This window comes from Neobacillus sp. FW104-15D2 (assembly GCF_058790155.1).
In genome coordinates this window covers 45,896-64,521 of record NZ_JBYTCJ010000009.1, presented here as the reverse complement: position 1 = coordinate 64,521, position 18,626 = coordinate 45,896, and the positions used below count along the sequence as shown (strand labels likewise).

18 protein-coding genes are annotated in these 18,626 nt (G+C 40.1%); 15 read left to right on the top strand and 3 right to left on the bottom strand.

From position 1 onward, the window contains the following. Positions 1 to 62: 62 nt before the first annotated feature. On the bottom strand, positions 63 to 788 hold the full coding sequence (locus AC3WR0_RS09275; protein WP_492552045.1) for a VC0807 family protein: 726 nt from the start codon (positions 786 to 788) through the stop codon (positions 63 to 65). Positions 789 to 1,040: 252 nt separating this feature from the next. Between AC3WR0_RS09275 and AC3WR0_RS09270 the strand changes: the two genes are divergently transcribed. After that, entirely contained in the window at positions 1,041 to 2,132 is a 1,092-nt protein-coding gene (locus AC3WR0_RS09270) for a YflT domain-containing protein (protein ID WP_492552044.1), read from the top strand. Positions 2,133 to 2,275: 143 nt separating this feature from the next. Here the strand turns inward: AC3WR0_RS09270 and AC3WR0_RS09265 are convergent, their stop codons facing one another. Next, positions 2,276 to 2,410, bottom strand: a complete 135-nt coding sequence (locus AC3WR0_RS09265; RefSeq protein ID WP_492552043.1) for a hypothetical protein — start codon at positions 2,408 to 2,410, stop codon at positions 2,276 to 2,278. 463 nt (positions 2,411 to 2,873) lie between these two features. On the opposite strand from AC3WR0_RS09265, the gene AC3WR0_RS09260 reads away from it, so the two are divergent. From AC3WR0_RS09260 to AC3WR0_RS09250, 3 genes are all read left to right on the top strand, one after another. Continuing rightward, positions 2,874 to 4,604 (top strand): ABC transporter ATP-binding protein, encoded by a 1,731-nt coding sequence (locus tag AC3WR0_RS09260; RefSeq protein ID WP_492552042.1) that lies wholly within the window; start codon positions 2,874 to 2,876, stop codon positions 4,602 to 4,604. Continuing rightward, positions 4,597 to 6,420, top strand: coding sequence for an ABC transporter ATP-binding protein (locus AC3WR0_RS09255; protein WP_492552041.1), 1,824 nt, complete (start codon positions 4,597 to 4,599; stop codon positions 6,418 to 6,420). The genes AC3WR0_RS09260 and AC3WR0_RS09255 overlap by 8 nt, the downstream gene beginning before the upstream one ends. 123 nt (positions 6,421 to 6,543) lie before the next feature. Further along, positions 6,544 to 7,416 (top strand): NAD(P)-dependent oxidoreductase, encoded by an 873-nt coding sequence (locus tag AC3WR0_RS09250; RefSeq protein WP_492552040.1) that lies wholly within the window; start codon positions 6,544 to 6,546, stop codon positions 7,414 to 7,416. 363 nt (positions 7,417 to 7,779) lie between these two features. Here AC3WR0_RS09250 and AC3WR0_RS09245 read toward each other — a convergent pair whose 3' ends face one another. Further along, positions 7,780 to 8,034: a hypothetical protein gene (locus AC3WR0_RS09245; protein ID WP_492552039.1), complete on the bottom strand. Its 255-nt coding sequence runs from the start codon at positions 8,032 to 8,034 to the stop codon at positions 7,780 to 7,782. Between the two features lie 139 nt (positions 8,035 to 8,173). Between AC3WR0_RS09245 and AC3WR0_RS09240 the strand changes: the two genes are divergently transcribed. The 11 genes from AC3WR0_RS09240 (at position 8,174) to AC3WR0_RS09190 (ending at position 18,625) form a co-directional block, all read left to right on the top strand. Beyond that, on the top strand, positions 8,174 to 9,256 hold the full coding sequence (locus AC3WR0_RS09240) for an alpha/beta hydrolase (protein WP_492552038.1): 1,083 nt from the start codon (positions 8,174 to 8,176) through the stop codon (positions 9,254 to 9,256). Positions 9,257 to 9,548: 292 nt separating this feature from the next. Beyond that, complete coding sequence (bcaP, locus tag AC3WR0_RS09235; RefSeq protein WP_492552037.1) at positions 9,549 to 10,964, top strand: branched-chain amino acid transporter BcaP; 1,416 nt, start codon at positions 9,549 to 9,551, stop codon at positions 10,962 to 10,964. Between the two features lie 265 nt (positions 10,965 to 11,229). Then, positions 11,230 to 12,498, top strand: a complete 1,269-nt coding sequence (locus AC3WR0_RS09230; RefSeq protein WP_492552036.1) for an ATP-binding protein — start codon at positions 11,230 to 11,232, stop codon at positions 12,496 to 12,498. Positions 12,499 to 12,703: 205 nt separating this feature from the next. Further along, complete coding sequence (locus tag AC3WR0_RS09225; protein WP_492552035.1) at positions 12,704 to 13,786, top strand: hypothetical protein; 1,083 nt, start codon at positions 12,704 to 12,706, stop codon at positions 13,784 to 13,786. Beyond that, entirely contained in the window at positions 13,773 to 15,962 is a 2,190-nt protein-coding gene (locus AC3WR0_RS09220; RefSeq protein ID WP_492552034.1) for a molybdopterin oxidoreductase family protein, read from the top strand. Before AC3WR0_RS09225 ends, AC3WR0_RS09220 begins: the two co-directional genes overlap by 14 nt. After that, positions 15,963 to 16,523 (top strand): 4Fe-4S dicluster domain-containing protein, encoded by a 561-nt coding sequence (locus AC3WR0_RS09215; protein ID WP_492552033.1) that lies wholly within the window; start codon positions 15,963 to 15,965, stop codon positions 16,521 to 16,523. It abuts the gene before it with no gap. 12 nt (positions 16,524 to 16,535) lie between these two features. Beyond that, positions 16,536 to 17,060 carry a Rieske (2Fe-2S) protein gene (locus tag AC3WR0_RS09210; RefSeq protein ID WP_492552032.1) on the top strand — a complete coding sequence of 175 codons (525 nt, stop codon included), beginning with the start codon at positions 16,536 to 16,538 and terminating at the stop codon, positions 17,058 to 17,060. Beyond that, complete coding sequence (locus AC3WR0_RS09205) at positions 17,050 to 17,259, top strand: hypothetical protein (protein WP_492552031.1); 210 nt, start codon at positions 17,050 to 17,052, stop codon at positions 17,257 to 17,259. Before AC3WR0_RS09210 ends, AC3WR0_RS09205 begins: the two co-directional genes overlap by 11 nt. Next, complete coding sequence (locus tag AC3WR0_RS09200; protein ID WP_492552030.1) at positions 17,252 to 17,563, top strand: hypothetical protein; 312 nt, start codon at positions 17,252 to 17,254, stop codon at positions 17,561 to 17,563. The genes AC3WR0_RS09205 and AC3WR0_RS09200 overlap by 8 nt, the downstream gene beginning before the upstream one ends. Continuing rightward, positions 17,550 to 17,822 (top strand): hypothetical protein, encoded by a 273-nt coding sequence (locus AC3WR0_RS09195; protein WP_492552029.1) that lies wholly within the window; start codon positions 17,550 to 17,552, stop codon positions 17,820 to 17,822. Before AC3WR0_RS09200 ends, AC3WR0_RS09195 begins: the two co-directional genes overlap by 14 nt. A 146-nt stretch (positions 17,823 to 17,968) precedes the next feature. Continuing rightward, complete coding sequence (locus AC3WR0_RS09190) at positions 17,969 to 18,625, top strand: sensor histidine kinase (RefSeq protein ID WP_492552028.1); 657 nt, start codon at positions 17,969 to 17,971, stop codon at positions 18,623 to 18,625. Position 18,626 lies beyond the last annotated feature (1 nt).

Sequence of the window (18,626 nt, the reverse complement as noted above, 5' to 3'; positions counted from 1 at the left end):
ATACCTAATTAGCTTTGGAAATGCCTTTTTAATTACATTAGGACAGCATTTAACCTTTCCTTTTAGCGATTCTGATTGCCGAAGAAGAAATAGCTTTTTTCTAGCAGAAACCAGCCTTTATTGAATTTTATTAAATAATGCTTCCGTGTAACAGTGGGGTTACTGGGCTTTTTAATAGATACAATCCTGTCAACGCGGTTATAGAGAATGTACAAACCTGTTATGTAAATAACTGAAAACAGTAGATTCAGGGCCTGTTCCATAAGAATCCCGGTTTCGAAGGCTTCAACTCCATATAATTTAACTAGTTTAGCCATTATCAGACTGTAAAGAAGTTCTCCTAATCCAAAAATAAGAGTAACCCGATTCAGCAAAGTTAAAATCTCTCTTTGAAAAAATAATTCCTTGGTTAATTTTCGATCATTTCCTTGTGATGTTAATAAGTCTAAAGAGAAATATAAAAATAAGGGCCGCTTGATAAGGGAACTCCCAAGAAAAATCATCGTTAATATAATGGAATAGTAGATATTATTCCAAAGAAGATGGGAAGCAGTCTTTGAAAATAAGTCGGTTAAGGTTCCTGCAGCCATGTTAAGGATAAGGTAAATAGAAGAGAAATTTAAAAATCCTGAAGAAATAAATCTCAATGTTCCATAAATAACTCCTGGGATTGATGAAAGAACCATGCATAAATAATCGCCTATCATAGGCCTTCCAAACTCCCATAGAACAAGTGGGATAACAAGATAAAATATAATATCTACCAAAAGAAAAAGATTATTTCGCATATAATTCCCCTGATTCCTTAATTTCCACAGATCTTGCCCGATGTATTTGTCCTCTTTTCAGTATATTTCTTGACGGGGAAAAAATGCCCATCCTAAAAAACTAAAGTCTCCAAAAAGCCTTAAGGATTGTCGAAAAATGCGTATTTTGTAAAAAAAATAAATTCCCTATTTGAAGCTGAGAGAAGAGGAAAAAGGATTAAGCCTGTTTATACAGGGTATCTATATTATGAATCTATCTTAAAGGAGGAATTTATGATGGAGAAACGAATTGTTGGTGTATACAATAATGGGCATGAAGCTGTTGAGGCAATTGAAGATTTAAAACGTCAAGGTTATGACCGGGATGATATTTCTGTGGTAGCAAAGGATCACTCGGATGTGGAAATGATAAATGATGAAACTGGCACAAAAACAGAAGAGGGAATGGCAACAGGAGCTGCTACAGGTGGCGTCCTTGGAGGGCTTGCTGGCTTTTTAGCAGGTGTTGGTGCGTTGGCTATCCCTGGTGTCGGACCTATTTTGGCCGCAGGCCCGATCGCTGCAACGCTTACTGGCGCGGCACTGGGTGCTGGAGCAGGTGGACTTGCAGGTGCTCTAATTGGAATGGGTATTCCTGAAGATGAGGCTAACCGATACGAAAGTGATGTTAAGTCAGGTAAAATTTTAGTTATGGTGGATGAGAACGGAAAACGATCATCACTCAATTTAAATAATGATACAAACGATGCGAATCTTTCTGGTGGTATGGGTGCCGGAACAGAAGGTACAACCTACGGTACTGATGACACCCTAAGAGGAACAGCGATTGATGACTCTCGAGCAGGAGGCGCTCTTCGCAGCGGTACTGTTGATGCAAACGATGATACTCTTGGTGGGAATAGGACCATTGGCGGTGTAGGTTATGACGCAAACAGTTCTCTTGCCGACAATGTTTCAGTAGATGGGACAAGCAGTCGAGATACCTTAAGGAACAGAGAAGATTTCTCTAATGAATCTGAGAGTATGATGACTGGTGGATCTACGATGGGAAGGACGGGAGAAATGCCGTTCGGTACTGGAGGCACAGGTGTTTCCGATCCATCAGCAGTAAACAGCTCTGGGCCAGACCTCGATTCTTCCCTGGATGACAACCGTAATGCAGGAAAGACTGGGGCAGGAATGGGAGACCCGACTTTTGGTAATGAGGGCGGATATAATCCTGTTCTTGGATCCGATTCCTCGATTGGAAATACACCTCCAGCAAATAGCGAAGCGGACCCTGGAGTTAATGTAAACCCATGGAATGAAACGGATGACACAGCACGAAACAGAAGACGCGGAACAGATTCGTTTAAAAACGAATGATAAAAAAGCAAAAAAGCAAAAAAGCATGCTTTCGAGCATGCTTTTTTGCTTTTTGTATAAGATAAGAAAACAGTTTTTTCACATTTCTATGGAAAAAGCGGGCCAGCATAGCCCGCTTATTTAATGAATATTCATCTATCACGTTAGTCACCAATAGGTGATACGCCTTTTTGTCCAGCTCTGGCACCCGCTGAACGGGTGCTTACGCTTTTCTTTTGTCCAGCTCCAGCACCCAGCGACTTGTGTCCATCCCGCTTCTCCCTACGATAAGTCAACAACGAATCGCTAAGCTCTTCGTGTTTCCTTTATCTCAGTCGAAGTGGGCCCCAGTCCATTCGTCGCTGAACGGGTGCTTACGCTTTTCTTTAGTAACTTGCAACTTAACAAGTGTAATATATATATATGTCATCATAGATGTATGCCGCGGTAATAATTCCACCTGACCGTTTTTAACCTAAACGACGTAAGCCCTACCTCTCTTACATCCTTACGGCTCCGAAGCCGATCCAGTGTGAATAAGTCTTGCTAGAAAAACAAAAAGCAGAATGCCAATAATTAATATGCATAGTTGAAAGTTACAGTAAGTATTAATCATAACATGTATATCAGGTAATATCAAGGGTTTTATTTTCGGAAAATAATGCAACAAGATTTGTAAAAAAAGAGAAAAACGATATCATTTAAAATATAATATATTTAGATTTCCGAAACAATCTCAGAAAAACCAGGCGGGTGAATTCAGTGCAAAAAGTATTTTCATTTTTAAAGCCGTACCGTATTCCAATGGTTATTGCCCTTTGCTTAATGCTGGTGGAATTGGTAGTTGAGCTTTGGCAGCCATATTTAATGGCAAAAATTATTGACGAAGGTGTTATGAAAAAGGATTTGCATGAAGTGGCGTTACTCGGAGGAATCATGCTTGCCATATCTTTATTTTCATTTCTATCTGGTCTTATTAATTCTTTCTATGCGTCTCATGCAAGTCAAAGCTTTGGATTTGATTTGAGAAAGGCATTGTTCGAGAAAATTCAATCCTTTTCTTTTTCAAATTTCAGCAGGTTTTCGACTTCCTCACTTGTAACCAGGATGACAAATGATGTTACCCAGGTACAAAATACTGTTTTTATGAGTTTGAGAATTATGCTGCGAGCTCCTCTCCTCATTATAGGCGGACTCATAATGGCGATTTCAGTTGATGTTAAGCTTGGATTGGTTTTGGCAGGTGGGGTTCCATTCCTTGTCGTGTTCCTAGTTTGGGCTAGAACCAGAGCAAGGAATTACTTTCAATCCACCCAGCAAAAGCTTGATAACGTCAATAATGTTATTAGGGAAAACCTCACTGGGATGAGGCTCATAAAAGCCTATATTAGGGGAAACCATGAAGTAAAAAGATTTCAAAAATCCAACAAAGAGCTAAGAGATAAAACAGCCTCTGCGCTTCGATTAATTGAATTTACCACTCCAGTACTAATGTTCGTTATGAATTTGGCCATTTTGCTGGTTCTCTGGTTTGGTGGATTTGAAGTCAGTTCTCGCGGTGCTAAAGTAGGAGAGGTTGTTGCCATTGTTAATTATGGCACAAGAATCACTGGGGCGCTTTCTGTGGTTTCGATGATTCTTATGGTTTTTGCCCGCTTTAGAGCTTCAGGTCAAAGGATTGCCGATGTATTGGAAACCGAGATTGATTTGTTGGACCATGAAGATGTGGATGCATCCTTTCAGATTAAAAATGGAAAGGTCGAGTTTAAGGAGGTATCCTTTCATTATCCTGAATCCCCTTATCCTGTTCTGAATAAAGTTTCTTTTTCTGCAAAAGGGGGAGCAACAATTGCTATCCTTGGGGCAACTGGATCAGGAAAATCTTCATTATTTCAGCTAGTGCCCCGTTTATATGATGTAAATAGCGGAGCAGTCTTTATTGATGATAAAGATATACGTTCAATTAAGCTTGATACACTACGTGGAGCAATCGGCTATGTACCACAGGAGGCGCTACTTTTCACCGGAACTATTGCTGAAAATATTTCATGGGGAAAAGAAGGTGCCTCAGTAGAAGAAATTATTGAGGCTGCAAAAAATGCACAGATTCACGAAACCATTAAGTCATTTCCTCAAGGATATCAATCGCGAATTGGCCAAAAAGGAGTTAATCTTTCAGGGGGTCAAAAACAAAGAATTTCTATTGCGCGTGCATTAATCAGAAAACCAAAGGTCCTGATGCTAGATGATAGTACAAGTGCTCTCGACTTAAAGACGGAAGGTCAGCTTCTTCATGCACTAAAAGGATATTCATGTACAACTCTTTTAATAACGCAAAAAATCAGTACAGCTATGGCAGCGGATAATATTCTTCTTTTAGAAGACGGAGAAATTAAAGAACAGGGAACACATGAAGAACTTTTAAAGCAATCCCAGCTTTATAGAAAAATCTTCGAGACACAATTTGAAGAGGAGAAACGGATGTATGTATAAAGAACTAAGAAAACCATTTCAGTACAGCCGCCCCGACTTTAAAGCCAAAGGCCGAGTGGCTGGAGGGAAAAAGATAGCAAAAGCAAAAAATATGCAGAGTACGTTGAAAAGACTGTGGATGTACCTTTCCGAGAAAAAAGGGATGTTATTTCTGGTTGTTTTAATGGTTGTGGCAAGCTCCGGCCTGGGACTCCTTGGCCCTGTCCTTATCGGCAGGGCGATTGACCACTATATTGTCACAAAGCATACACAAGGTCTTTTCCTTTTGCTGGCCGGCCTTGCGGGTACCTACTTTCTTTATTCGCTATCGTCCTTTTTGCAAAGCTTTTGGATGATTGGGATCGCACAGGATACAGTTCAGAAAATGAGGAATCAAATGTTCCGGCATTTGCACAGCCTTCCTATTTCTTTTTTTGACCGCCGCCAGCATGGGGAGCTTATGAGCAGGGTTACAAATGATATGGAAAACGTCAGTTCAACCTTGAACAGCTCGGTCATTCAGATATTTTCTAGTTTACTTACTTTAATTGGTACTGTGTCAGTTATGCTCTGGATGAGTCCGCTTTTAACACTTATTACCTTATCCATCGTTCCCCTAATGTTTGTTGGACTCAAGTGGATTACCAATCGGACGGGTGTTTTGTTCAAAGAGCAGCAGTCGAATATCGGTGAACTGAATGGATATATAGAAGAAACCATTTCAGGCCAGAGGATTGTTAAGACATTCTCTCAGGAACAAAAAGTAATAAAAGATTTTATGATGAAAAACAAACGCCTGCGTGAATCGGGCTTTTGGGCGCAGACCTTTTCGGGATTTATTCCAAAATTAATGAATGTTTTAAATAATTTAAGCTTTACCATTATTGCTGCAGTTGGTGGGATTTTTGCCTTAAAGGGTATGATTACAATTGGAACCATTATCGTTTTTACCGAGTATTCCCGACAATTTACAAGACCTTTAAACGACCTGGCGAACCAATTTAATACATTGCTTTCTGCAGTAGCAGGAGCAGAACGGGTTTTTGAAATACTCGATGAAAAACCAGAAGCAAAGGATGAAAGTCATGCTATTGAAGGAATAGAGATCAAAGGCGAAGTGGAATTCCGGAACGTATCGTTTTCTTATGAAAAAGGCGGAGATACTGTGTCTGGTATTAGCTTCAAAGCAGAACCCGGACAAACAGTTGCATTAGTGGGACCAACCGGAGCAGGAAAAACAACTTTGATTAATCTCCTTTCCAGGTTTTATGACCCGGACAATGGCGCTATTTATTTTGATGGTGTAGAATCCCGAAGCATCAAACGGACAAATCTCCGCGGTCAAATGGGTTTTGTTTTACAGGACTCTTTTCTGTTTGAAGGCTCGATTATGGAAAATATCCGTTACGGGAGATTGGATGCAACGGATGAGGAAGTGGTGGAAGCAGCTAAGCAGGCAAACGCCGATTCTTTTATCCAAAAGCTTTCGGATGGATATCAAACTTTATTGAAACAGGATGGGAGCGGGGTCAGTCAAGGGCAGAAGCAATTACTGTCCATTGCTAGAGCTCTTCTCGCAGATCCTGCGCTGCTCGTATTGGATGAAGCAACAAGCAGTATTGATACTGTTACAGAATTAAAGATTCAGGAGGCTTTAAAACGGCTTATGATGGGCAGAACAAGTTTTATTATTGCCCACCGCCTGAATACCATTAGGCATGCAGACCAGATCCTAGTTCTTCATAGCGGAATGGTCATCGAAAAAGGCACGCATGAAACACTTATTAAAAATAAGGGCTTTTATTATGATTTAAATAAAGGAGTTAAAACAACCTGACCTGGTTGTTTTTCTTTTTTTCTAAATTGGGTACCATATACAGGTAAAACCAAGTCGTAATGTTTGATTGGCTGTTCAAAAGTATAAATAATAATACTGACTGTAAATAAAGGAGATGTCTTCATGATTGGATTTATTGGCTTAGGTATAATGGGAAGCAGAATGGCGGAAAACCTTCTAAATAAAGGCTATGATTTAGTGGTACATAACAGAACAAAAGAAAAAGCTCAAAGTTTACTGGATAAAGGGGCTCAATGGGCTGATAGTCCGGCTGAAGTGGCCCGAAAGGCAGACGTTGTCTTTACCATGCTTGCCAATCCGTCAATTGTAGAAAAGATTGTTTACGATCAAGATGGGCTTTTTAATGGACTTTCGGAAGGTAAGCTTTGGGTCGACAGCAGCACAGTTGACCCTGCGTTCTCGAGAAAAATGGCCCAGGAAGCAAATAGCAGGGGTATTCGTTTTCTTGATGCCCCGGTAACTGGCTCCAAGATTCCGGCTGAAAAGGCTGAGCTGGTCTTTTTGGTTGGGGGAAAAGAAGAAGATCTGAATGAAGTTAGGGACATGATGAATGCCATGGGTAAAGATATTTCCTTCCAGGGAAAGAATGGGATGGGGGCATCGATGAAGCTGGTCATTAATTTGATGCTCGGCCAAGCTATGGCAGTTTTCTCTGAAGCCGTTGCATTAGGGGAAGGTATGGGCCTCGACAGAGAAAAGGTAATTAATACACTTTTGGCGGGACCAACAGCAGCTCCAGCTTTAAAGGGTAAAAAAGAAAAGATTTTGCAGGATGAATTTTCACCTGAATTTCCTCTAGTTCATCTGCAAAAGGATTTGTATCTGGCGACAAAAGCGGGATTTGAAAATGGAGTACCGATGCCAATCGCTAATATTACGAAAGAAATATACGCTCAGGCTAAACAAAGCGGATTGTCTGATCAGGACTTCTCAGCTATTAGCCGTTTCTTATCATCCAACAAATCAGTAAACTAGTTGTTTTAGTGAATGACCTAGTTTAATTCTGATTATCTGAGAAAAGGACTTGCACAACTTCTGCAAGTCCTTTTGTCTACCCTTTAATTGTCTAACTCCATCGTCCAGCGAGTTTTCATCTTTGTAAAACTTCCTTGAGTATCTTGCATCAAGTATGACCTTTAGGTGATACTTGGTGCAGCTAGTGTCCATTCCGCTTCTCCCTACGATAAGTCAACATCGAACTCAAGTGCTCTGAGCCACAGCTTTTTCAAAGAAGCTTATGTTCAGCTCGCAAAGCTGCATGTCGCCTTTTCAGAGAAGCCGTTACAGGAAGTTTACTCAGGTAGTTGCTTCGCTGAACGGGCACTTGGGCTTTTCTTACTACCAATTAAAGTATTGAACATAATAGTGGTAGAAAACCTGAATGAAAATAGCAAAAGCAATCATTACTCCGGTCATATACCTTGTTTGAAGTATATAGAAACCAAGCCAAAGTAATATGGAGACTACAGGGATCCAAAAAGCGGGGCTGCCGGTGCTGTGAGTCCCTAAATGGTATAATTGATAGCCAGAAAACGGAACGATAAAGAGTCCATATAAAATATTTAATATGTGGATAAATTTTCTTTTGCGCATTCTTTCTCACCCTAATTCTAAAGTTGTAAACGCAAGCTGCGTATAAGAATCTATACCCTTCCTGTTAGGGAAAAAACACAACATGCTTAAGGGAGTGTTATCGATTTCAGTAGTCCATCCATGAAAGAAGGGATTGTAAATGGTTATTTGCATGATTATTGCTATTATTTTTGCAGTCATTTTATTTGCTTTAATAACATACCGAATTACAGTTCAAAACAGAATTCTTGCGAAGGCAAAAGTCCTTGTGAAAAACGGCGGGATAAGCGAAACTGCTGCTTTGGATATTGGAGGAATGGTACAGCACATTTTAATAGAAGGAAAGGATCTTACAAAACCGATTCTCTTGTTGCTGCATGGAGGCCCCGGTCAGCCCTTTCCCTTTGGAGTGAGTGCAAGGACTCTGTTCCCTGAACTGACAAGCCATTTTATAACGGTTTATTATGATCAGCGTGGCGCCGGTAAAAGCTATTATAAGGGCATTGATAAAAAAACAATGAATGCTAAACAGTTCATGTCGGATGTAGATGAATTGATTTCATATCTTCAAAAGAGGTTTAAAAAGGAGAAGATATATCTGGCAGGAATGTCTTGGGGATCCATTATCGGAATAAAACTTGCCCAGAAGTTTCCTGCAAAACTTCATGCATATATTGGTTTTGATCAAATTACGAGTATTACAGAAGGGCAAAAGCTTGCGTATGAATGGCTGGTTTCCAAGGCTGGAGATAAAGACGATAAGAGGACACTGCATAAGCTTCACAAGCTTGGAGGTCCGCCTTATTTTAATGAGAGGGAAAAGTCCTACAGCGATTTAATACATGCCGGCAAGGGATATATTTATAAAGATGAAAAAACTAAAGCCCCAAGTATCATGGCTTTAATTAAAGGAGCTTTTATATCCCCAGATTATACCCTTAAAGACACTTATAAAAGCTTAATCTCCGGGGTGAAATTCAATATTTTTGAATGTGAAGAAATGCAAAAAGAAATTATGGAAACAGATTTAAACTATATAAAAGAATTGAAGGTTCCTGTATACATTATACAGGGAAGGCATGATTTAACGGCCAACTATAGTCTTGCTCAAAAGTTTTTTAATGAACTGAATGCCCCGGAAGGAAAAAAATTTATTACCCTGGAAAATTCAGCTCATATTCCAAACGAACAGGATTTTAAAAAGTTGGTTACGGTTATAGCTGAAATGAATCATCACAAATAGATAGTAAATGGAAGTGGTGCTTTTAAAAGGAAAAGCACCCTTTTAATTTGACTATTTCCAAATACCGTTTCCTGTAATTACTTGCAATAATCAGGTGTGTAAACGATAACAATATTAATATGGGTCTATAATAATTTCCAGTATTTATCCTGATATTTCCTTGGAAAAAATTAAATTTTTAGATATTCAGAAAAACATGTTGATTTATTTTAAAAATGATTATATTATTCTGATAAAAATAAATCGCGTTAAAATTATCTAAACATTTTGACAATGGTTACAGGAGGATTTTATGAGTTTATTCAGAAAGAAAAGTATACAAGCTCTTTTAGGGGAAAATGAGCAGAAAAATACCGCTTTAAAGAAAGATCTTGGTGCCTTTGACTTATCCATGCTAGGTATTGGGGCAATCATTGGCACTGGGATATTTGTTTTAACTGGGGTAGCAGCTGCAGAGCATGCGGGACCAGCACTAATTTTATCCTTTGTCTTATCTGGACTTGCCTGTGTGTTTGCTGCATTGTGTTATGCGGAATTTGCTTCCGCTGTTCCGGTTTCCGGAAGTGCATACACCTATAGCTATGCTACCTTTGGAGAGTTGATTGCCTGGATTCTTGGATGGGACCTGATTTTGGAATACGGTCTTGCCTCTTCTGCGGTTGCCAGCGGGTGGTCTGGGTATTTCCAAGGTTTGATTGCGGGATTTGGAATCCACATACCAACAGCAATTTCTAGTGCCTATGATCCGGCTAAAGGAACTTATATTGATATCCCGGCGATTATTATTATTTTGGTTATCACATTCTTATTGACCCAGGGCGTAAAAAAATCAGCTCGTTTCAATTCAATCATGGTAATCATTAAACTCGCAGTTGTCTTATTATTTATTGGTGTTGGAGTATGGTATGTGAAGCCAGGAAACTGGACACCGTTTATGCCATTCGGATTTTCCGGAGTAACAGCCGGGGCAGCAACTGTATTCTTTGCCTATATTGGATTTGACGCAGTATCCACTGCAGCTGAAGAAGTAAAGAACCCACAGCGTAATATGCCGATTGGTATTATTTCTTCCCTGGTAGTTTGTACAATCCTTTATATCGTTGTTTCTGCTATTCTAACAGGTATCGTACCTTACACTGAACTAAACGTTAAGAACCCTGTTGCGTTTGCCCTGAATTACATCCATCAGGATTGGGTTGCAGGCTTTATCTCTATAGGAGCTATTATTGGAATTACCACTGTATTGCTGGTTATGATGTATGGACAAACTCGACTATTCTATGCAATCAGCCGTGATGGATTGCTCCCGAAAGCCTTGTCCAAGGTAGACAAAAAACGTCAGACGCCAATTGTAAATACTTGGATTACATGCTTGGTTGTTTCTGTTTTTGCAGGGATCATTCCGCTAAGCAAACTTGCTGAACTTACGAATATTGGAACATTGTTCGCTTTTATGGCTGTATCAATTGGAATCCTATATCTTCGTAAATCCAAAACACCAATTAAATCAGGATTTAAAGTTCCTTTTGTGCCGGTTATCCCGATTTTGGCATTCATATTCTGCGGGTATTTAGCACTCCAGCTTCCAGCTATGACATGGATCAGTTTTGGAATATGGCTGGTTATCGGTTTATTTGTTTATTTCGGATACGGCAGAAAGCATTCAACTTTAAATACATCTGGAAACAAATTAAGAAAAATTGGTTAACCATTAAAAAGCCCTCTTCTAAAGAGGGCTTTTTTTAGCGTAATAAGCCAGATTCAGCCAGGAAGTCACCAGTTTTCAAACAAATTACATTCAAGGTAAAAGGTTGTATTTGTTTTGGAATTTAATGGTCCAATTAATTTATATAGGTGGTTTTGTCGAAATAGGATGGTTTTTATGTTTTTTTGTCATATTTTGTTAAGGTTATGATAGAATAGGAGGCGCATTCCAACAGAAGAAAAAATAGACAGCGATTAAAAGGGGATTGATGATGAAGGAAGATTTTCAAAGAAATAACCTTGTTTTGGAAGAAGAAAAAGCCATTAAATTATTTCTTATTTTATTTTATATATTTTTATTTTCTTTTGATCTATTCTACAATTTTGTTTATCCTCACTATTCTAATCAAATAAAGCAGGGCATTCCTAAGGATGGTTTAGGTATTTGGTTATATATATCTCTTCTTTTACTAATACCTGCAGCGATTTATTTTTGTAAAAAGGGCAACCCATTTATTGTTAAATATATCTATTTGTTTTCATACATAGGCATAGACCTTTGTGACAATCTTTTAATCTATCTGGGGAATGATAAACCATTCCAATCGGGAAACGTTGCCGAGATACTGTTCCTTCTTTTTTCACCAATTTTTATTAATCGAAAGTTTTTTTGGTCAGCGATTGCTGGCCTGATTGGAAAATATATTTTTCTTGGTATTATTTTAAAGGATGGTCATGTACTCTTGCCTGTCCTGCTATTTATAATATTTGCCGCCATTTCCTTTATCATTTTAAATCGGTTTTTCTCTTATCTTAGAGCTATTACGTCTGTTCACGAAGATCTCAGGCAAAATGAAAAACTTGCGGTTATTGGGCAGATGGCAACCGCAATCGGGCACGAAATCCGTAACCCATTATCCTCTTTAAAGGGGTTCACGCAGCTGCAAGGAGAAAAACACCCGGAAGATAAAAAGTATTATACCATCATGATGCAGGAGATTACCCGGATTAATGATATTGTGGATGATTTGATGATTATCGGAAAGCCAAAGAACAAGGAATATCAACTAGAAAGGCTGGAAGATGTACTGGATTATACATTGTCTCTTGTTCGTAATTTAGCAGAGGATAATAATATCGAGATTCAAAGTAAATATGAACCAGAACTTCCTATGCCGGAGTGTAATGTCAATCAAATCAAACAGATATGTATCAATCTATTAAAAAACGCAATAGAGTCAATGCCTATGGGCGGATTGATAAAAGTGGAATTAAAACATCTTGATACAGAAATTGTTATTAGTGTAATTGACAATGGATGCGGTATTCCTAAGGAAAATCTGGATAGAATGGGGGAGCCGTTCTTTACAACCAAACAATTTGGTACTGGTCTTGGGCTTTTGGTAACAAATCTTATTATCAAAGAGCATGGGGGAAAGTTAAATATTAACAGTACGCTCGGAAAGGGCTCTCAGTTTGATGTATTGCTTCCCATCACTCAGCAGGGCCAATTATGTCATAAAACAACTTTTGTCTAACTTTTGTCTGAAAAACATATATATAGGGGAATTTCCCCCCCATGATGGGGGAGTTCCCTGATAAAGAAAATACGGTCGATTTCTTAAAATGAGATTAAGAAATCAACCGTGTTTTTTTTTACTATAAAAAGTTTAGCTCTTTGTAAACTGGATAACTGTCCAGCTTCAGCGGGCGCTTGCGCTTTTCTAATAAGGAGGAAATAAGATGCAGACAAATCTTTCGACAAATCCAAGACAGGGACGTTCCGTCAATGACGCTTTTGCTTCCCATTTTGCCAAATCAATGTTTCTTTCAATTTTAGCACTTGGGATTCTGACTTTTATCGGAACAAGAATGTTTACACACATTGACTTGAATTTGTACGGATATATGGTTGGAACCATCGTTTTCATTGGGGGATTCTTCTACCGTTTTATCGCCTGGGGAGAAAGGCCGCCAACCAAGATTATTATTAAAAAGGGCTTAAAGCTATTGTTTAGAAAATCAACTCCTAAAACGGCTGCAGAGCATTTAGTAACATATAAATTTATTTGGCACCGCGGGATCTACCGCTGGCTCCAGCACTTCTTAATTGGCGGCGGATGCATTCTTTCCTGCTTTGTTACTTTCCCTCTCGTATTTGGATTGATGTACTTTACGATGGATGACAATGGCTACTATACAGTTGTTGGTTTAGGAATGAACTTAATGAAGGTAAGTGCAGACGGAATTATCGCTTTCTTTTTCTACAATGCTTTAAATATTACAGCCGTTATGGTTATTACAGGGGTTTGCATGGCGCTGTATCGCCGCCTGAAAAATATGCAGGCACGTGCAGAACAAAAATTTATGTACGACTTCCTTCCGCTTTACATGCTTCTTTTTATATCAGTTACAGGATTAATACTGACTTTTATGAACTTCGTTTTGCATGGCTGGGGGCAGCCGGTAATGTCTCTGGTCCACCAGTTTTCAGTTATCGTAACGTTAATTTATCTTCCATTTGGGAAGCTCGCACATATTCCGTTCCGTCCGATGAGCGTATTCGCCCGGAACTATAGAGAGCATTACAGCGAACAGGCAGAAAAAGAATGTAAGGTTTGCGGATCACACTTCGTATCAGTTGAACAATCACAGGATGTTATTGATGTACTTGGTATGAATAATATGGAGTTCTTCAAGAAGGAAGGCTTCCACCTGGCAGAATTATGCTTGCCATGCCGCAGAAAATACCGGATCGCACAATTTTCAGGAATAGCAACGCATGAAATTAAGGTCAAGGAGGCCAACCAGAATGCAAAAGGCTGAGTATCGGAATGAAAGAGATAAGTTTTTTAAAGAAATAGAGAATCTGCAGCATCCAAATGAAACGCTTGTAAAAACACACTGCAGCTATTGCGGTATGCAATGTGGAATGAATCTCCGTGTTAATACAAAAACAAATAAGATAATCGGAGTTGAGCCACGTTATGACTGGCCAGTGACGGTTGGTAAAATGTGCCCTAAAGGTGTAACAGCCTATCAGCAGACCAACCATAAGGACCGTCTTCTTAAGCCGCTTATTCGAGACGATGCCTCATTAAAAGGAACAAAAGAAGGCTTTCGTGAAGCAAGCTGGGAAGAAGCATACGATTTAATCGCAAAGAGGTTTGCTGAGCTTCAAGGAGAGTATGGAAAAGATAGCCTTTCTGTATTCAGCGGAGTTTCTATGACAAATGAGAAATGTTATCTGACAGGAAAGTTTGCCCGTGTAGCTATGCAAACCCGTTACATTGACTATAATGGCCGGTTCTGTATGTCCAGTGCTGCCGGAGGCTTCCTTCGTTCTTTCGGAGTTGACCGCGGCTCCACACTGCCATGGACGGATATTCATGAAACAGACTGTCTGTTTATTGCTGGAAGCAATACAGCTGAATGCCACCCAACTTCCATGTTCCGTGTCTGGAATGTACAGGAAAGAGGGGGCTACATTATTGTCGTTGACCCACGCGAAACGCCAATTGCCAGAAGAGCAGACCTTCACCTTGATCTTAGACCTGGAACAGACTTAGCACTAGCCAACGGCATTGTAAATCTATTGATTCAAAATGGCTATGCCGATGAGGAATTTGTCAATAAACATACTAACGGCTTTGAAGAAACAAAAGAATTAGTCAAAGAATTCACTCCTGAATATACCAGCCAAATTACTGGTGTTGCACCGGAAAAGATCATCCGTGCAGCAGAGATTTATGGTAAAGCACCAAACGCAGTTGTCATGTTTGCTCGTGGAGTTGAACAACAGCATAAAGGTGTAGATAATGTTTCAGCTTATACAAATATGGCGTTAGTAACAGGAAAGATTGGCCGTCCTAAAGCGGGTGTTGCCACTTTCACAGGACAGGGAAATGGCCAGGGCGGTCGGGAACATGGACAGAAATCTGATTTACTTCCTGGATATCGTAAACTGACCAATCCAAAACATGTGGAAGAAGTATGCCAGGTGTGGGGGATCACTCCTGAAGAAATGCCTCAGCCGGGTGTATCTGCGTATGAAATGTTTGAATTAATGGATCAGAAGACAATTCGCGGATTGTATCTGCTTTGCTCAAATCCTGCTGTGTCTGCGCCAAACTTGAACTTTGTTAGAAAAGCTCTGAAGGACCTTGATTTCATGGTGTGTTCAGACTTCTACCTTTCTGAGTCAGCGGAGTTTGCGGATGTTATCCTTCCAACGGTTACATGGTCTGAGGATGAAGGGACCGTTACAAATATTGAAGGACGTATTATAAAAATTAACAAAGCACAGGAACCGCTTGGTGAATCCAAACCAGACTGGCAGATTCAGGCTGAACTTGCTGAAAGACTTGGAAGAGGGAAATACTTCTCTCATTTAAAGACAGCGAGGGACGTTGCGGACGAATTTCGTCTCGCCTCTAAAGGCGGATACGCAGATTACTATGGTGCGACATGGGATAAAATCGAAAAGCAGGACGGAGTTTTCTGGCCTTGTAAAGACGAAAACGATCCTGGTACACCGCATATGTTTTTGGATAAGAAATTTTACCATCCGGATGGAAAGGCCAAAATTTGTGCACTTCCTTATCGCCCGCCTGCGGAGGAACCAAATGATAAGTATCCATTGCGCCTCACAACCGGGCGAGTAGTGTTCCATTATCTATCAGGAAATCAGACCAGAAGGATTCAATTCCTCCATGATATGTGCCCAGAGCCTTATGTTGAGGTCCATCCTGAAACAGCTGCAAAATACAATATCGAACATGAAGAAAGCGTCCGCCTTTTTACCCGCCGCGGTGAGGCCTTTTATAAAGTGAAAATTACAGAAGCCATTAGGAAGGACACCGTATTTGTTCCTTATCATTTTGGCCACGATCAATCTATTAATCTATTAACCATTGCGGCCCTGGACCCAATATCCCGCATGCCGGAATTCAAAGCGTGTGCTGCGCAGATTGAAAAACTAGAATTAAAGAAGGTGCAATAAATGAAAAAGAGGCTTTATTTAGAATTAGAAAACTGCATCGGCTGCCGTTCCTGTCTTGCTGCTTGTACACAGTGCGGCGGACATGAAGAACGGAACAGGAACTATGTCTATGACGTTAACCCACTTGTTAACAGGCAGACAATGCCTCTTATGTGCCTTCACTGTGTCAATCCAGCGTGCGCAAGAAGCTGTCCGGCCCAGGCCATTCAAATCCATGAAACGGGTGCTGTTCTTTCGGCCCTCGTGGAAAAGTGCATTGGCTGTCAGAACTGCACAATTGCTTGCCCATATGGCATACCAAAATTTGATACTGAACAGAATTTGATGTATAAATGCGATCTTTGTATTGATCGCTCTAAAGATGGGATTCCTCCAATGTGTGCAAGTGTATGCCCGTCCAACACGCTTCAGTGGCTGACAGATGAAGAGATTGAAGCTAAGCAAAAACAGTTCAATCTCGATAATGGAAAATGGGTAACAAGCATGCCTTATTTGGAAGGCGAAACAAATGTAAGAGTGAATCTTCCAGGTATTCTGCAGGGTGTTTCTAAACTGTTTTAAGGAGGGACTGTCATGACGGAAAAAGATAATAAGATCCCAGTTAATGAAGATAATTATACTCATAATATTAACCGAAATAATGAGAGAAGGCTCGACCGCCGGGGATTTATGAAGACGCTCGTAGGAGCTGCAGGGGTATTTGCTATATCCTCCCTGCCATGGGGAGCAACTGCAGCCAAGGAGCTGATGGGCCTTGGAGATAAAGAATATCCTCATAAAAAAATTACTGATTTAAAGTCCATTGGGGTTGGAGATGCTGTTGACTTTGCTTTCCCAGGTGAACACGATAGTGCCATTTTAATAAGACTTTCAGAGGCAAAGTTTGTTGCCTACCAGAACGCCTGCACGCATCTTCGCTGTCCAGTATTTTGGGATAAAAAAGAAGAGGAAATGATCTGCCCCTGTCATCACGGAAAGTTTGATGTGCAAACAGGATCTCCAATAGCTGGCCCTCCACGCCGCCCGCTGCCTGAAATCCAGATTAAAGTAGACAAAGGAGCCGTTTATGCGGTCAGGGTGAAGCGTTATGAAGCGTGATTATATTAGTGTAGCCATTCTTAGTGCCATATTGATGCTCAATATTATTTTCACCCAATACATGGTGCATCAGTATTTTTACGAGCATTATACCAATACCATTATTTCAGGTGTAGTGAATATATTGCTGTTCCCGGCTGCCATTTTCGTTTACAAAAGGGATCAAAAAGTGCAAAAAGGAATGAAATCCCATGAATAGCGAAACCTATATTGATTTTTGTTTTATTACGCAGCTGGAAGGTAATTTTACCGGGGAGATTGACGATATACTAAAAGCACTGTTTAAGGGTAGACGCTTAAACTGGTACCTTGAAGAAAAGTCTGCAGACGGCGCCAAGGTAGTAATGGCCGAAATTAAAGGAATGAGCAACTGGAATACAGTAGAAGAAGCGATTATGTATATTGAAGATCATGCAGGAGAGGCATTCTGGAATTACCTGCAGGGATACAAGATGTTTATTTATCCCAACTCGAGAGGATGTAATAGTTGTGGAACCCATTAATATTGATGCTCTTGTTCAAACCTTTGCGGGACGAAATGCAGAACTTATTATACAGGATGAGCAGGGAAGCGACCAGGCGCCTTCAGTCCAAAAGTTCATCAAAAGGATTCAATTATGTCCTGATGGGACACATGTCAGGTTTTACTTTGATGATTTCTACTTTTTAGCTGTACCCCTGGCTGCTGAAGCTATTCTTTCAGAAAAAGAGTGGACAGCATCTGATCGGGAAAGCGGTTTGATTTATAAAATTGCAATTTGATTTCTAGGATGTGTTAAAGCCTTTTGTTGATTTCTGTCATGTTGATTTGGCGGAAGGCGAGCGCATTGAGAGAAAATAAATAGTCAAGATTAACAGTGCCAATTTTTAAAAAATGGAGCATCTTTTGAAGGTAGAGGAGGAGCGAAATGGGGCTTTTAAAAGAAAATCAGCATATAAGCTCATATATTATCCAGTCACAGGAAGAAGAAATTAAACGAATCGCCCTTGAACTTCATGAAGGTGTTGGCCAGAACCTGTACAGTCTTTATACTGGGCTGCAGTTTATTGAAACAGGCACGGATAATCCACAAATGAAAAGCTATATCCAGGAAATGGAGCGTCTGATGGAACGGACTTTACAGGAAATCAGACTCCTGACAGTTGAATTGCATCCTCCCGCTTTGTCACTGGGTTTATTTCCTGCTGTAAAAAGCTATGCAAAGCTCTATACTTCTACTTTTGGAATTATTGTAGAGCTTGAAAACAAGGGGGTGGAAAAGTCGCTTCCTGAGCAGGGCAGTATAGCGATGTTCAGGGTTTGCCAGGAAGTCTTAGTTAATGCGGCAAAACATGCGGATGCAACAAAAGTAAAAATCTCCTTTTTGTGGAATGAAGCTTCTATAACTATAAAAATCCGGGACTTTGGAAAAGGCTTTAACTGCTCTGATACATGTCACGGAAATGCATCAGGTCTTGCGGCAATAAAAGAAAGAATGCATCAGGCTGGCGGGGAGTGTACCATTTCCTCTAAAATAGGGGAAGGAACAACTGTAGAAATTTCACATCCTTTTTCTAAAGATTAGA

What these genes read in the sequence shown, in the direction of transcription:
- AC3WR0_RS09275 (WP_492552045.1), bottom strand. Translation starts at nt 788, where the DNA reads ATGCGAAATAATCTTTTTCTTTTGGTAGATATTATATTTTATCTTGTT.
- AC3WR0_RS09270 (WP_492552044.1), top strand. Translation starts at nt 1,041, where the DNA reads ATGATGGAGAAACGAATTGTTGGTGTATACAATAATGGGCATGAAGCT.
- AC3WR0_RS09255 (WP_492552041.1), top strand. Translation starts at nt 4,597, where the DNA reads ATGTATAAAGAACTAAGAAAACCATTTCAGTACAGCCGCCCCGACTTT.
- AC3WR0_RS09250 (WP_492552040.1), top strand. Translation starts at nt 6,544, where the DNA reads ATGATTGGATTTATTGGCTTAGGTATAATGGGAAGCAGAATGGCGGAA.
- AC3WR0_RS09245 (WP_492552039.1), bottom strand. Translation starts at nt 8,034, where the DNA reads ATGCGCAAAAGAAAATTTATCCACATATTAAATATTTTATATGGACTC.
- AC3WR0_RS09240 (WP_492552038.1), top strand. Translation starts at nt 8,174, where the DNA reads ATGGTTATTTGCATGATTATTGCTATTATTTTTGCAGTCATTTTATTT.
- bcaP (WP_492552037.1), top strand. Translation starts at nt 9,549, where the DNA reads ATGAGTTTATTCAGAAAGAAAAGTATACAAGCTCTTTTAGGGGAAAAT.
- AC3WR0_RS09230 (WP_492552036.1), top strand. Translation starts at nt 11,230, where the DNA reads ATGATGAAGGAAGATTTTCAAAGAAATAACCTTGTTTTGGAAGAAGAA.
- AC3WR0_RS09225 (WP_492552035.1), top strand. Translation starts at nt 12,704, where the DNA reads ATGCAGACAAATCTTTCGACAAATCCAAGACAGGGACGTTCCGTCAAT.
- AC3WR0_RS09220 (WP_492552034.1), top strand. Translation starts at nt 13,773, where the DNA reads ATGCAAAAGGCTGAGTATCGGAATGAAAGAGATAAGTTTTTTAAAGAA.
- AC3WR0_RS09215 (WP_492552033.1), top strand. Translation starts at nt 15,963, where the DNA reads ATGAAAAAGAGGCTTTATTTAGAATTAGAAAACTGCATCGGCTGCCGT.
- AC3WR0_RS09210 (WP_492552032.1), top strand. Translation starts at nt 16,536, where the DNA reads ATGACGGAAAAAGATAATAAGATCCCAGTTAATGAAGATAATTATACT.
- AC3WR0_RS09205 (WP_492552031.1), top strand. Translation starts at nt 17,050, where the DNA reads ATGAAGCGTGATTATATTAGTGTAGCCATTCTTAGTGCCATATTGATG.
- AC3WR0_RS09200 (WP_492552030.1), top strand. Translation starts at nt 17,252, where the DNA reads ATGAATAGCGAAACCTATATTGATTTTTGTTTTATTACGCAGCTGGAA.
- AC3WR0_RS09190 (WP_492552028.1), top strand. Translation starts at nt 17,969, where the DNA reads ATGGGGCTTTTAAAAGAAAATCAGCATATAAGCTCATATATTATCCAG.